At 67.8% G+C, this 13,127-nt stretch carries 11 protein-coding genes and 1 pseudogene; 10 read left to right on the plus strand and 2 right to left on the minus strand.

Going from position 1 to position 13,127, the window contains the following annotated elements:
- Window positions 1-175: GntR family transcriptional regulator (locus G3N97_RS16935; protein WP_205994301.1), on the minus strand; the 175-nt coding region annotated here is incomplete at its 3' end.
- Between the two features lie 164 nt (window positions 176-339).
- Here G3N97_RS16935 and G3N97_RS16940 point away from each other — a divergent pair.
- The 10 genes and pseudogenes from G3N97_RS16940 (at window position 340) to G3N97_RS16985 (ending at window position 11,796) form a co-directional block, all read left to right on the plus strand.
- Window positions 340-1,140 (plus strand): (Fe-S)-binding protein, encoded by an 801-nt coding sequence (locus G3N97_RS16940; RefSeq protein ID WP_205994261.1) that lies wholly within the window; start codon window positions 340-342, stop codon window positions 1,138-1,140.
- The gene (locus G3N97_RS16945) at window positions 1,137-1,916 is read left to right on the plus strand and encodes an LUD domain-containing protein (protein WP_205994262.1); all 780 of its coding nucleotides are present in this window, start codon (window positions 1,137-1,139) and stop codon (window positions 1,914-1,916) included. The genes G3N97_RS16940 and G3N97_RS16945 overlap by 4 nt, the downstream gene beginning before the upstream one ends.
- A complete protein-coding gene (locus G3N97_RS16950) occupies window positions 1,913-3,373 on the plus strand; it encodes a LutB/LldF family L-lactate oxidation iron-sulfur protein (protein WP_205994263.1) in 1,461 nt (486 codons plus the stop codon). The genes G3N97_RS16945 and G3N97_RS16950 overlap by 4 nt, the downstream gene beginning before the upstream one ends.
- 108 nt (window positions 3,374-3,481) lie before the next feature.
- Entirely contained in the window at window positions 3,482-5,209 is a 1,728-nt protein-coding gene (locus tag G3N97_RS16955) for a lactate permease LctP family transporter (RefSeq protein ID WP_205994264.1), read from the plus strand.
- A gap of 213 nt (window positions 5,210-5,422) precedes the next feature.
- Window positions 5,423-5,926 carry a carboxypeptidase regulatory-like domain-containing protein gene (locus G3N97_RS16960; protein WP_205994265.1) on the plus strand — a complete coding sequence of 168 codons (504 nt, stop codon included), beginning with the start codon at window positions 5,423-5,425 and terminating at the stop codon, window positions 5,924-5,926.
- Window positions 5,927-6,585: 659 nt separating this feature from the next.
- Window positions 6,586-7,970 (plus strand): annotated as a pseudogene (locus tag G3N97_RS16965) (efflux transporter outer membrane subunit); the annotation flags it as partial.
- A gap of 81 nt (window positions 7,971-8,051) precedes the next feature.
- Window positions 8,052-8,240, plus strand: a complete 189-nt coding sequence (locus tag G3N97_RS16970; protein WP_205994267.1) for a hypothetical protein — start codon at window positions 8,052-8,054, stop codon at window positions 8,238-8,240.
- 225 nt (window positions 8,241-8,465) lie between these two features.
- Window positions 8,466-9,350 (plus strand): ABC transporter substrate-binding protein, encoded by an 885-nt coding sequence (locus G3N97_RS16975; protein WP_205994268.1) that lies wholly within the window; start codon window positions 8,466-8,468, stop codon window positions 9,348-9,350.
- Between the two features lie 218 nt (window positions 9,351-9,568).
- A complete protein-coding gene (locus tag G3N97_RS16980) occupies window positions 9,569-10,732 on the plus strand; it encodes a porin (protein ID WP_205994269.1) in 1,164 nt (387 codons plus the stop codon).
- A gap of 71 nt (window positions 10,733-10,803) precedes the next feature.
- On the plus strand, window positions 10,804-11,796 hold the full coding sequence (locus G3N97_RS16985; protein WP_074985242.1) for a threonine/serine dehydratase: 993 nt from the start codon (window positions 10,804-10,806) through the stop codon (window positions 11,794-11,796).
- A 75-nt stretch (window positions 11,797-11,871) separates the two neighbouring features.
- Here the strand turns inward: G3N97_RS16985 and G3N97_RS16990 are convergent, their stop codons facing one another.
- Window positions 11,872-13,104 (minus strand): gamma-glutamyl-gamma-aminobutyrate hydrolase family protein, encoded by a 1,233-nt coding sequence (locus G3N97_RS16990; protein WP_205994270.1) that lies wholly within the window; start codon window positions 13,102-13,104, stop codon window positions 11,872-11,874.
- Window positions 13,105-13,127: the final 23 nt, after the last annotated feature.

The raw sequence follows: 13,127 nt of genomic DNA on the forward strand, positions 1-13,127 counted from the left end.
CGGCGAGCCGCTGGGTCGCCTCGCGCACCGTGTTGCGCGCCACGCCGTAATCCTGCGCGAGCACGCGCTCGGACGGCAGCTTCGCGCCCGCGCCCCAGGTACCGTCGAGCAGCGACGTTTCCATGCGCCGCATCACCGTTTCCACGCGTCCGCGTGCGCCCGCCCTGTCCCTCATTGATCGTCCCCGCAATGTGTTTCGTGTGGTCCGGGCAACGCGCGAATGCGCACTGGTCCAACCAGTTTGTGCCCGTCGCCCGAAGCGGGAATTATGCGCCACAAACCTGCCGTTGCCGCGCACCACCGCGCCGGACGACGCGCCACCCGATACCAAAGCGAGACATGAAGCCACGGCTCTACCCCACCGGCCCGCGTCCCACCGACGTCTACCTGTTCGCCACCTGCCTCGTCGACCTGTTCGTGCCGCAGGCCGGACTCGACGCCGTCAAGCTGCTCGAACGCGAAGGCCTCACGGTCCACTTTCCGCGCGGCCAGAGCTGCTGCGGCCAGCCCGCGTACAGCAGCGGCAACCCGCGCCAGGCGCGCGAGGTGGCGCGCGCGCAGCTCGGCCTGTTCGAACAGCCGTGGCCCGTGATCGTGCCCTCGGGCTCGTGCGCGGGCATGATGCGCCATCACTGGCCCGCCCTGTTCGCCGATGAAGCCGCCGACGAAGCCCGCGCGCTCGACCTCTCGTCGCGCGTCTACGAGCTGACCGAATTCCTCGTGCGCGTGCTCGATGTCGATCTGGGCGCGGCGGGCGCTTACGCCGACGCCGCCCGCACCCAGCCCGACGAGCGCGTCGTGCTGCACACCTCGTGCGGCGCGCGCCGCGAGATGGGCACGCGCGTACATGGCGTCGAAGCCGTCGATGCGCTGCCCGGCGTCACGCGCATCGAGCACGAACGCGAATCGGAATGCTGCGGCTTCGGCGGCACCTTCTCGCTCAAGCATCCCGACATTTCCGGCGCGATGGTCGCCGACAAGATCGCCTCGGCCTGCGCGACCGGCTGCAACCGACTCGTTTCCGCCGACTGCGGCTGCCTGCTGAACATCGGCCACGCGGCAGAGCGCAAAGGCGCGCCGCTCGAAGTCGAACACCTCGCCAGCTTCCTGTGGCGGCGCACGGGCGGAGACGCGGCATGACGCACGCAGTCGATACCCCGAACGCGCTCAGCGCCCGCGCGCGCATGCTCGGACGCCTGCGTGCGAGCGCGCCCGCCTCGTCCATCACGCCCACGCAGATCGACGCACTCGATGCCCGCATCGACGCGCATTTCGATGCCCGCCGCGCTCACGCGAACGCCACGCATTCCGAGCGCCTCGCGCAATTCCAGCGCATGCTCGAAGCCGCACACGCCGACGTGACGATCACGACCGCGCAAGCCTGGCCCGCCGAACTCGCGCGCCGTCTCGCGCAGGCAGGCGTGAAGCGTCTGCTGCTCGATCCGTCGAGCGCGGAAGGCGCAGCGCTTGCCGCCGCGTTGCCTGCGGAAATCGCCGCAAAGCATTACGACGCGCCGATCGAAACCTGGAAGCCCGAACTATTCGACACGATCGATGCAGGCTTCACGGTCGCGCGCTCGGGCCTCGTGGCCACCGGCACGCTGATCGTCGTGCCCGACGCCAACGCGCCGCGCACGGTTTCGCTGGTGCCGCCGCTGCACGTCGCGCTCGTTCATGCAAACACCTTGCACGCGGATCTGCACGCCGCCGCCAAAGCGGAGCGCTGGCGCGACGGCATGCCCACCAATCTCGTGATGATCTCCGGTCCGTCGAAGACCTCGGACATCCAGCAGACCACCGCATACGGCGCGCACGGACCGCGCGCGCTGTGGGTGATCGTCATCGACGATAACGCCGACGACAGCGCCGACGACAACGCCGATAACAACGCCGCCCCGCAAGGAGACGCACGATGAGCACGGCCGGCACCGCTGAAAACACGCTGCATTTCGTGCCCACCGCCGAGTTCCGCACTCGCGCGCGCACCGCGCTCGACGACCCGCAACTGCGCAAGAGCTTTCGCGGCGCGATGGATTTCCTGCAAGGCAAACGCGCCGCGCAGTTTCCCGAAGCCGACGAACTCGAACAACTGCGCGACCTCGGCGAAGCGGTGCGCCAGCACGCGCTCGCGCGTCTGCCCGATCTGCTCGAACAGCTCGAAGCGAAGCTGCGCGAGAACGGCGTGCACGTGCACTGGGCCGAAACCGCCGACGACGCCAATCGCATCGTCCACGAGATCGCGCAACGTCATGCCGCGACGCGCGTCATCAAGGGCAAGTCGATGGCGAGCGAGGAAATCGAGCTCAACCATTACCTCGGCGAGCGCGGCATCGACTGCATCGAGTCGGATATGGGCGAGTACATCGTGCAGCTCGCGGGCGAAAAGCCCTCGCATATCGTCATGCCCGCAATCCACAAAACGAAGGGCGACATCGCGCATCTGTTCGAGGAGCACATTCCCGACACGCCCTATACCGAAGACGTCGATGCGCTGATTCAAACGGGCCGTCGCGCGCTGCGCCGCGCGTTCATCGACGCGCAGATCGGCCTCTCGGGCGTGAACTTCGCCGCCGCCGATACCGGCACGCTCTGGCTCGTCGAAAACGAAGGCAACGGCCGCCTGTCGACCACGGTGCCCGACGTGCATATCGCGATCATGGGCATGGAGAAAGTGGTCGCGAAGCTCGAACACATCGTGCCGCTTTCGAGTCTGCTCACGCGCTCGGCGACCGGCCAGCCGATCACCACGTATTTCAATCTGATCAGCAGCCCGAGACGCGCGGGCGAGAAAGACGGTCCGCGCGAAGTGCATCTCGTGCTGCTCGACAACGGCCGCAGCCAGGCCTATGCCGACGAGCAATTGCGCGCCACGCTGCAATGCATCCGCTGCGGCGCGTGCATGAATCATTGCCCGGTGTACACGCGTATCGGCGGCCACGCTTACGGCACGACCTATCCGGGTCCGATCGGCAAGATCATTTCGCCGCATCTGCTGGGCCTCGACGCGACCGCCGACCTGCCCACCGCGTCGAGCCTGTGCGGCGCATGCGGCGAAGTCTGCCCCGTGCGCATTCCGATTCCGCAACTGCTCGTGCGTCTGCGCACCGAAGCGAATCGCGCACCCGACGAAACGGTCGCGCATCCGCTGCGCGGCCAGGGCGCGAATCACAGCAAGAGCGAGCAATTCGTCTGGCGCTTCTGGAGCGGCGCGTTCGCGCATCCGCGTGCGTATCGCGCGCTGCGCTGGGCCGCCACGCGACTGCGTGCGCTCGCGCCTTCGCAGCAGATGGGCTGGACGCAGCACCGCACGCCGCTCAAGCCCGCGCCGCGCAGCCTGCACGATCTGCTCAGCGAGCGAGACCAGCCGCAATAGCGTTCAACTCGCTGCGAATCAAACTCGTCAGGCATCCGAACTACATTGCAAAACCGGCCTGACGAGTCCGCATCGCCATTTTTATCCGCATCATCGGAGGAGACCGTAGTGCAACCCTGGCATCAGATCTATACCCCGCTCGGCAGTCTGTGGCTGTCCGCGCTCGTGGCCGCCGTGCCCATCCTGTTCTTCTTCGTCGCGCTCGCGGGCCTGCGCCTGAAGGGTCACGTCGCTGCCGCGATCACGCTCGTGCTCGCGCTCGGCGTGGCGATCTTCGAATACGGCATGCCGGTCAAGCAGGCGCTGGTGTCGGCGGGCTTCGGCTTCGCCTACGGCATCTGGCCGATCGCGTGGATCATCGTGACGGCCGTGTTCCTCTACAAGATCGTCGTGAAGACGGGGCAGTTCGAAGTGATTCGCGCCTCCGTGCTCTCGATCACCGACGATCAACGCCTGCAACTGCTGCTGATCGGCTTTTCGTTCGGCGCGTTCCTCGAAGGCGCGGCGGGCTTCGGCGCGCCGGTCGCCATCACCTCGGCGCTGCTCGTGGGTCTCGGCTTCGAGCCGCTCTACGCCGCGGGCCTGTGCCTGATCGCCAACACCGCCCCCGTGGCGTTCGGCGCGATGGGCATTCCGATCATCGTCGCGGGCCAGGTGACGGGCATCGATCCGTTCCTGATCGGCGCGATGGCGGGTCGTCAATTGCCGCTGCTGTCGCTGTTCGTGCCGTTCTGGCTCGTCTTCATCATGGACGGCAAGCGCGGCCTCAAGGAAACGTGGCCCGCCGCGCTGGTCGCAGGCGGCAGCTTCGCGATCACGCAGTACTTCACCTCGAATCACATCGGGCCTGAACTGCCGGACATCACCTCGGCGCTCGTGAGCCTCGTCGCGCTCGCGGCCTTCCTCAACGTGTGGCAACCGCGCCGCGCGATGCAAGCGGCCGGCGCGAATGCGCGCATGAGCGGCGGCGCGGCCACGCTCGGCGGCTTCGGCGGCGGCCAGTTCGGCAACAATGGCAACAACAGCACGAAAGCGTCGAGCCGCCAGGCGTCGCCGTATTCGCTCGCGCAAACCGTGCGTGCGTGGTCGCCGTTCATTCTGCTGACCGCCATCGTCACGGTCTGGAGCGTGAAGCCGTTCAAGGCGCTGTTCGCTGCGAAGGGCGCGCTCGCGGGCACCGTGCTGAGCTTCCATGTGCCGGGCCTCGATCAGCTCGTGGTGCGCACCGCGCCGATCGTCGCCTCGCCCAAGCCCTACGAAGCCGTGTTCAAGCTCGACTGGCTCTCGGCGGTCGGCACGGCGATCATGATCACGGCCATCATCTCGGTGATCGTGCTGAAGATGAAGCCGCGCGCCGCCGTGACCGCGTTCTTCGAAACGCTCGGCGAGCTGCGCCGTCCGGTGCTCTCGATCGGCCTCGTGCTCGCCTTCGCGTTCGTGGCGAACTACTCGGGCATGTCGTCGACGCTGGCGCTCGCGCTGGCCGGCACGGGCGCGGCGTTCCCGTTCTTCTCGCCGTTCCTCGGCTGGCTCGGCGTGTTCCTGACCGGTTCGGACACCTCGTCGAACGCGCTGTTCTGCTCGCTCCAGCACACCACGGCGCACCAGATCGGCGTCTCGGACACGCTGCTCGTGGCGGCCAACACCTCGGGCGGCGTGAGCGGCAAGATGATCTCGCCGCAATCGATCGCGGTCGCGTGCGCGGCAACGGGCCTCGTCGGCAAGGAAGCGTCGCTGTTCCGCTTCACGGTGCGCCATAGCCTCTTCTTCGCGGGCATCGTCGGCATCGTCACGCTGATTCAGGCGTATGTGCTCACGGGCATGATTCCGCAGTAAGCGCATGGCTCGAACGCGCGCCGCACAGTACGTGCGGCGACGCGACACAAGCACCCGCACAAGCCGCCGTTCGCCTCGCGTCCGGCGGCTTTTTTTCAAACGGCTTGCACTTGCGCGTCGATCGAAAAATGGCGGATCGTCCCTGTTTTAAGGGACTTTTAAGCCATGAGGCCTAGGCTCGACTCACCTCGTTCACATCGATGGAGGTCGATCATGAAGGCACGCACTTTCACACGGATGGCGCTGTCGACGGCCGCGTCGCTCGCGCTCACGTTCGGCGCATTCGGCGCACCGGGGGCTTACGCGGCGGCGCTTGCGAATCACGCCAACGCCAGCGCCAATTCAGCCGCGTCGGCAACCAACCTCGGCGCGCTGCCGTCGCCGCAACACGCGGGCTCGATCGCGTATCTCTCGGGCGGCATCGGCAGCGATCAGTCGGCGGCGTTCAAGGCGGCAATGCCGCGTTATCCGCTCTCGCTCGAATTCGCGCGCCAGACGGCGGGCGGCAATGAGTATCTCGCCAACGTGCCGGTGAAGATCGCCGACGCGCATGGCCAGAAACTGCTCGCCACGCGCACGAACGGGCCGTTCATGCTCGTCACGCTGCCCGACGGCCATTACATCGTGACCGCGAGCCACGACGGCAAGACCGTGCGCCGCGCCGTCGATATCGGCAAGAGCGCCCACACGCACGAGGCCTTCGTGTGGCCGATGTAAGCGCAAGCAAGCCTGCGTAAGCCGCCCTCGCGCGCGCCGCCGTCCGATTGACGCGCGCCGCGCCGAAACGGACAGCGCGTTTCGACTGCGCACCTGGCCGTCACGGCTTTTCGCTTTGTGTCACGATCGTTTGCGAATCGGGACGCGCGTGCGCCACGCGCGTCCCGGACGCGATGCGCACCGCATTCCGCGAGTCGCCATCGTCCGCCACACGCGCAGAAAGATGACGACCAATCAACGATCGAATCGCCTCTTTGCGAGGCGTGCGCGCCCGCCCGCGTCACGCCTCGTCGTTCGTGCACCGCGCCGGGGCGGCGCTGCGTCGCACCCCGGCTCGCTTGTTACGCGGCGCACCGTCACCCATATCGAAACACCGGACGCCGGATTCTCACGGCCTTTGCACGGTGGCGCGCGTTGATGCCCGCCGCACCGCTGCGCCCCTCACTCGACGCCCGCAACACGCCCGACGCTGACCTCGCGCGCATGACGCGCCCCGCTCGCGTCGCGCGATGTGTGAACCGCAACCTGCGCGAGCGGAGAAGTCACCCATGACCCGCCGCCCTGTCGTTGCCGCGTTTGACGCAACCGGCTCGTCCGGCTCGTCCGGCACACCCGCTGCGTCGCACCGCGAACGGACGCGCCGCGCCCGGCCTTGGCCCCTGACGCTCGCTTTCGCCGCCGTCGCCACGGCTTTCGCCGGCTGCGTGTCGCTCGCGCCCGAGTACGAGCAGCCGCCCTTGCCGGTTCCGCAGACATTCCCAGAAAGCGGCACGCCGTCGAACGGCGCGAACACGCTGAGCGCCGTGCAGGTCGGCTGGAAGGATTACTTCACCGATCCCGTGCTGCAAGGCCTGATCGCCGACGCGCTCGACTACAACAAGGATCTGCAGCTCGCGATCCAGCGCGTGGAAGAAGCGCGCGCGATGTACGGCATTCGCCGCGCCGACCAGTTCCCGACCATCGGCGTGGAAGCCGATCTCGCCCGCGCGCGCGTGCCAGCACAGCTCTCGGGTTACGGCGTGCCCGTGACCGCCAGCCAGTATCAGGTCGGCATCGGCCTCGCGAGCTGGGAACTCGACTTCTGGGGCCGCGTGGCCAATCTCAAGGAAGCGGCGCTGCAGAACTATCTCGCCACCGATGCCGCGCGCCAGGCCGTCACGCTCACCCTCGTCGAGCAGGTCGCCAACAGCTATCTGAGCCTGCGCGAACTCGACGAACGCATCACGCTCACGCAGCAGACCATCGCGAGCCGCAAGGAGTCGTATCGCATCTTCACGCGGCGTCACGAAGTCGGCGCGATTTCGCGGCTCGATCTCAAGCAGGTCGAAACGCTCTGGCGCCAGGCCGAAGCACTCGGCGCGCAACTCCAGCAGGAGCGCGCGACGCGCGTGAACGCGCTGCAACTGCTCGTGGGCAAGCCCATCGACCTGCCGCATATCGACGTCAAGCTCGACGACCGCGCCGTGATGCGCGACCTGCCGCCGGGCCTGCCGTCCGATCTGCTGACCAATCGTCCCGACATCGTCGCCGCCGAATTCCAGTTGCGCGGCGCGAACGCGAACATCGGCGCGGCGCGCGCGGAATTCTTCCCGAAGATCACGCTGACCGGCGCATTCGGCACCGCCAGCACGCAGCTTTCCGATCTCTTCACCGGCCCGAGCCGCGCGTGGAATTTCGGCCCGAGCGTGTCGCTGCCGATCTTCGACATGGGCCGCCGCGAATCGAATCTCGAAGTCGCGAAGTCGCAGCGCGATCAGGCCGTGACTTCGTACGAACGCGCGGTGCAGTCGGCGTTCCGCGACGTGGCCGACGCGCTGGCCGCGCGCGAATGGCTCGCCGAACAGGTCGAGACGCTGCGCGCGACCGAAGCCGCCCAGGCCGAACGCGCGCGCCTCGCGCAACTGCGTTACGACCACGGCGCGTCGCCGTTCCTCGAAGTGCTCGACGCCCAGCGCGACCTGCTCGCCGTGCAGCAGCAGCTCGTGGAAACGCGCCGTGCGTATCTCTCGAGCCCGTCTCTCCCTATGCGGCCCTCGGCGGCGGCCGCTTCGCCACGCGCTGGCTCGCCGATCAGGGCACTGAACCCGCCGTGCTCTGCGATCTCGATGCGCTCGAAGCGATCGCGATGCTGGTCGCCGACGGCATGGGCGTCGGGCTCGTGCCGCGCTGGTCGGGCATCGAGCGTTTCGCGGGCGACTGCCGCGTGATCGCGCTGCCGGGCGCGGCCTACGAGCGCGAAATCGTGTTGCTCGCCGACGCCGATCCCGAGCGCCCGAATCTGCTCGCGGCGCTGGCGAAGACGCTCGCGCAATAGCGGCGCGTGGGTGCGCCGGCTCGTTGATTGTTCTTTTCTTCGCCCCACTATGTACAACTGTGCAATAAACATACAAACAGGCGATCACATCGCGCATAAAAAATTCATGTGATTTCAAGGCCACACGCGGACGGGTTTTTTTATTCTCGCTTGACGTACATTTTTCACGTTTGTATAAATTTGTACAACTCAAGCAAAACACACCGCCCGCCAACAGGACCCACCATGAACGCACGCTTGCCGATTTCCGCCCTTTCCTCGCTCCGCGCCGTCCCCGTTCTTCCGGCCCTCGTGGCCTGCGCCGCGCTGTGCAGCGCACTCGCCGCGCCCGCCGCCTCGGCGGCCGACGCCGTCAAGACGCTCGACTCGGGCAAGCTCACTTACGGCGTCGCGGCCAGCTTCGCGCCGTTCGAATTCACGCGCAGCGGCGCGCTGACCGGCTTCGACATCGACCTCGCCCAGGCCGTCGCCAAGGAAATGAAACTCGAACCCGCGCCGCAGAACATGCAGTTCAACGGCCTGATTCCGGCGCTGCAAGGCGGCCGCATCGACCTCATTAATTCGGCGATGTACATCACGCCCGCCCGCAGCGCGCAGGTCGATTTCGTGCCCTATCTGCGCGTGGGCGACCGCATCATCGTGCAGCAGAGCAATCCGGCAAAAATCACGGGCCGCGACGACTCGCTGTGCGGCAAGAACGTCGCCGTCACGCTCGGTGGCATCGAGGAAACCTACGCGCGCGCCGACGCGAAGCGCTGCACCGCCGAAGGCAAGACCGCGCCGAACGTCATGACGCTGCCGACCGCGCAGGATGCCGCGCTGAGCCTGCGCCAGGGCCGCGCCGACGCGATCTACAACTCCACGCCCGGCACCGTGCAATTGCTCGCCGAAGTGCCGAACACGTACAAGGCCGTCGGCCCCGAATTCGAGCAGACCACCACGATCGGTTTCGCCGTCGCCAAGGGCAACACGGCGATGGCCGGCGCACTCAAGGACGCGCTCGCGAAAGTGGTCGCGCAAGGCACCTATCGCCAGTTGATCGCCAAGTGGAAGCTGCCCGCTTCCGTGTCGATCTTCGACGGCGCGGGCACCGTCGCGAAGGCCGACTGACCGACGCGCCTCGCGCGCGCTTCGCTCACCTTCCTGTTTCGTTTTGTGGTTCGCGTTGACGGTTCCGGAGCGGCCTGACCGCTCCGGCGGGCGCGCTCGCGCCTGCTTTGCGCCTGCTTTGCGCCTGCTCAGCCCGATACCTCGACGTCCGCTTGATCGCTTTCATCCGCCGCACGCTTCTCGCACATCACCTCAATCACAATTAATTCGCACAACAGATGAAAACCCTGAAAGCACGACTCGCACTCACCGGCGCGGTGCTCGCCGGCGCCGGCATCGGCAACGCTCATGCACAAAGCAGCATCACGCTCTACGGCATCGTCGATGCGGGCATCAGCTATCTGAAGACCCACGACGGCAACCGCTTCAGCCTGCTCAGCGGCGGCCTCTCGGGCAACCGCTGGGGCCTCAAGGGCAGCGAAGATCTCGGCGGCGGACTGAGGGCGATCTTCCAGCTCGAATCGGGCTTCGCGATCGGCACCGGCAAGTCGCTGCAAAGCAGTCGCGAATTCGGCCGCCAGTCCTTCGTGGGACTGTCGGGCGACCGCTGGGGCTCGCTCGTCGCGGGCCGCATGTACGACCCGATCGTCGATCTCGTGCAGCCGATCACCGCCGACGGCGCAGGCGGCAGCGTCCCGTTCGCCACGCCCGGCGACGTCGACAACAACGACTTCAGCGCGCGCGTTTCGAACGCCGTGAAATACACCTCGCCGAACTTCGGCGGCCTCCAGTTCGAAGCGCTCGTCGCGCCCGGCGGCGTGGCCGGTTCGCTCGGCCAGGGCTACACGCTCAGCGCCGCCGCGCTCTACGCGAACGGCCCGCTCAAGCTCGCGGCGGGCTACTTCCAGGCCGCCAACGCCAACGCATCGACGGGCGCGCGCACGGGCTGGACCAGCGCCACCACCGACGCCCTCTTCGAAGGCGGCTCGATCAACACCGCCTACCAGAGCGCGCACGTGCTCGGCATCGCCCAGGCCGCGGCGCAGTACCAGCTCGGCGCTTTCCAGCTCGGCGCGGGCTACAGCAACGCGCGCTACACCGCCGACGGCGAGTCGACCTTCACGCACACGCAGCGCTACAACACGGGCCGCGTGTACGCGTTCTACCGCGTCTCGCCCGCGCTGCGCTTCGGCCTCGGCTACGTCTTCACCGATGCGAGCGGCGACGCCTCCGCGCGCTACAACCAGGTCAGCACGGGCGCGTTCTACACGCTCTCAAAAGCCACCGACGTCTACGCCACCGCCGCCTTCCAGCACGCGAGCGGCGAGCAGCGCACGAGTTCGGGCGCGCTCCAGGACGCGCGCGCGACGATCTCGTCGTACGGCGTGGACGGCACCAGCACGCAGGCGATCGTGACAGTCGGCCTGCGTCATCGTTTCTGATCCGGTTCACGCCGGATCGCCTGGCGCGGCGAAGCGATTGCGTTCGCCGCGCGTTCTTCGAGGATCGCAACATGTTGTCTTTCCAGACCCCCGCCGCCCGCGACGTGCTCGACGCCGCCGCGCGCCTGCACAACGTCGCCGTCGATACGCCGCTCGTGCGTTCGGATCTGCTCGACGCGCTCACGGGCGCGCGCGTGGTCGTCAAGCTCGAATCGCTGCAACACACGGGCGCGTTCAAGTTCCGCGGCGCCTATAACTGCCTGTCGCGGCTCGACCGCGCGCTCTGCCCCGACGGCGTGGTCGCCTACTCGACCGGCAATCACGGCCAGGCGATCGCCACGGTCGGGCGCATGCTCGGTCTCGCGACCACAGTCGTGATGCCGTCGAATGCGCCTGAAAACAAGGTCGAAAAAGCGCGGCTCGCGGGCGCGCGCATCGTGCGCTACGACCGCGAGCGTCAAAGCCGCGAGGAAGTGGCCGCCGAACTCGCGCGTGAAGGCCGCTACACGGTCGTGCCGCCCGGCGATCATCATCATGTGATCGCGGGCCAGGGCACGGTCGCGCTCGAATCGCTCGAACGCCTCGGCGCGGCGGAAGTCGATGCGATCGTCGTGCCGTGCGGCGGCGGCGGTCTCGCGGCAGGCACCTGTCTCGCCGTCGAAGCGGCGGGCTCGCACGCCGAAGTCTGGGCCGCCGAACCCGCGAGCTTCGACGACACGCGCCGCTCGCTCGCCTCGGGCGCGCGCGAAACGAATCCGGCCGGACGCGTGTCGATCTGCGACGCGCTGCTCGCCCCCGTGCCCGCCGAACTGCCGTTCTCGATCAACCGTTCGCGCCTCGCGGGCGCGCTCGTCGCCGACGACGAAGCCGTGCGCCGCGCGATGGCGTTCTGCTTCGAAACGTTCCGCGTGGTGGTCGAGCCCGGCGGCGCGACAGCGCTGGCCGCGATGATGGCCGATCCGGCCGCCTCGGCGCTGCGCGGCAAGCGCGTGCTCGTGGTCGCCTCGGGCGGCAACGTGGACGCGGAATTGTTCGCGCAGGCGCTGGCTTCGCAGGCTGCGTGATCGATCGATATCGATTGGCGTAAAAAAGGCGCGCCAGAGCGGCGCGCCTTTTTTGCGTGATGTGTCTGCGTGCGCTCAGCGCCCGCGCGCCGCCTGCAACCACGCGAGCAGCAACGGATGCGGCGCGCCCTCGCGCGATGACAACTCCGGATGCCCCTGCATGCCCGCGAAGAACGGATGATCGCGCGCCTCGATCGCATCGGCGATCTCGCCACTGGCGTCGCGCGCGGCTATCGTCACGCCGACACGCACCAGCGGCGCTTCGAGCGACGTTTCCAGCCGATAACGATGATTGCAGCGGATCGGCGCTCGCGTGCCATCGAGCCAGTGCGCGAGCTGCGAGTCCTGCGAGATCGATACCGGTTGCACGCCCGCGCGATGCACGAGACTGCCATCGTGCTCCTCGCGAATCGGCACGAAACTCGGCACGCGCGCGTGCGGTTGCGCTTCGAGCATGCCGATATCGTCGCGTTCGAGCGCCACGCGGGCGAGCGCCGTCGCCATCGACTGCATGCCGAGACACAAGCCGACCACGGGCACGCGCGCGCTCCACGCATGACGCGCCGCCGCGATCTGTCCGGCCACGCGCGACATGTCCGCGCCGCCCGGCAACAAGATCGCCTGCGCGCCGTGCAAATGCGTGGCCACAGTCGACGCGTCGAGCGATTGCGCGGCCACGAAGCGCACATCGAGGTCGAGCGCGAGCGCATCGGCGGCGTCGCCGAGCGCGGCGAGCGTCGCCGGATATTGCGCACGCTGCTCGCTTTCGCTGCCGATCAACGCGACGACGAGCGACGCGCGCGATGACGTTTCAAAGTCGACATCGGCAACGACATCGACATCGCGCCATCGGCCAAAGCGGTCTTGCGTCGCAGCATCGCGCAGCACGCGATGCTCATCAATCACGCGCGCAACGGACGACGCGCGTTCGACTACGTAGCGCGTCGACGCCACGCCTTCACGCTCGGCGCGCGACGCAAACGCCTCGCGCAGCGCGGCCGGCTCGCCATTGGCGGGATGCACGGGCACGATCACCTCGGCATGCCGCGCGCGCATCACGATCTCGTCGATATCGAGTTCGCCCTGCACGCCGCCGGGACACGCGCGGTCGCGCCAGAGCAAACCACTCGCGACCAGCGCGCCTTCCGTGCAGACGTGCTGCATCGCATCCGGAAAGCGCGCCGTGTCGAAACGCGCGGGCAGATGCGCGAAGGTCGCCTCGTCTGCGGCCAGCCGCATCGCCAGCCGCGCCGCGAGCGCGCCATACTGCGCGGGCTCGCTTGCGGCGTCTTCGATCAGATGCAGCATCGCGCACCGCCCGACGTGTTCGC

The sequence above is a fragment of the Paraburkholderia sp. Ac-20347 genome (assembly GCF_017104805.1).
Taxonomy (GTDB): domain Bacteria; phylum Pseudomonadota; class Gammaproteobacteria; order Burkholderiales; family Burkholderiaceae; genus Paraburkholderia; species Paraburkholderia tropica.

Bases quoted from the DNA above. Each gene is read 5' to 3' on its own strand.
- G3N97_RS16970 (WP_205994267.1), top strand. From the start codon at position 8,052: ATGCTGGTCGCCGACGGCATGGGCGTCGGGCTCGTGCCGCGCTGGTCG.
- G3N97_RS16950 (WP_205994263.1), top strand. From the start codon at position 1,913: ATGAGCACGGCCGGCACCGCTGAAAACACGCTGCATTTCGTGCCCACC.
- G3N97_RS16990 (WP_205994270.1), bottom strand. From the start codon at position 13,104: ATGCTGCATCTGATCGAAGACGCCGCAAGCGAGCCCGCGCAGTATGGC.
- G3N97_RS16945 (WP_205994262.1), top strand. From the start codon at position 1,137: ATGACGCACGCAGTCGATACCCCGAACGCGCTCAGCGCCCGCGCGCGC.
- G3N97_RS16980 (WP_205994269.1), top strand. From the start codon at position 9,569: ATGAAAACCCTGAAAGCACGACTCGCACTCACCGGCGCGGTGCTCGCC.
- G3N97_RS16975 (WP_205994268.1), top strand. From the start codon at position 8,466: ATGAACGCACGCTTGCCGATTTCCGCCCTTTCCTCGCTCCGCGCCGTC.
- G3N97_RS16940 (WP_205994261.1), top strand. From the start codon at position 340: ATGAAGCCACGGCTCTACCCCACCGGCCCGCGTCCCACCGACGTCTAC.
- G3N97_RS16960 (WP_205994265.1), top strand. From the start codon at position 5,423: ATGAAGGCACGCACTTTCACACGGATGGCGCTGTCGACGGCCGCGTCG.
- G3N97_RS16985 (WP_074985242.1), top strand. From the start codon at position 10,804: ATGTTGTCTTTCCAGACCCCCGCCGCCCGCGACGTGCTCGACGCCGCC.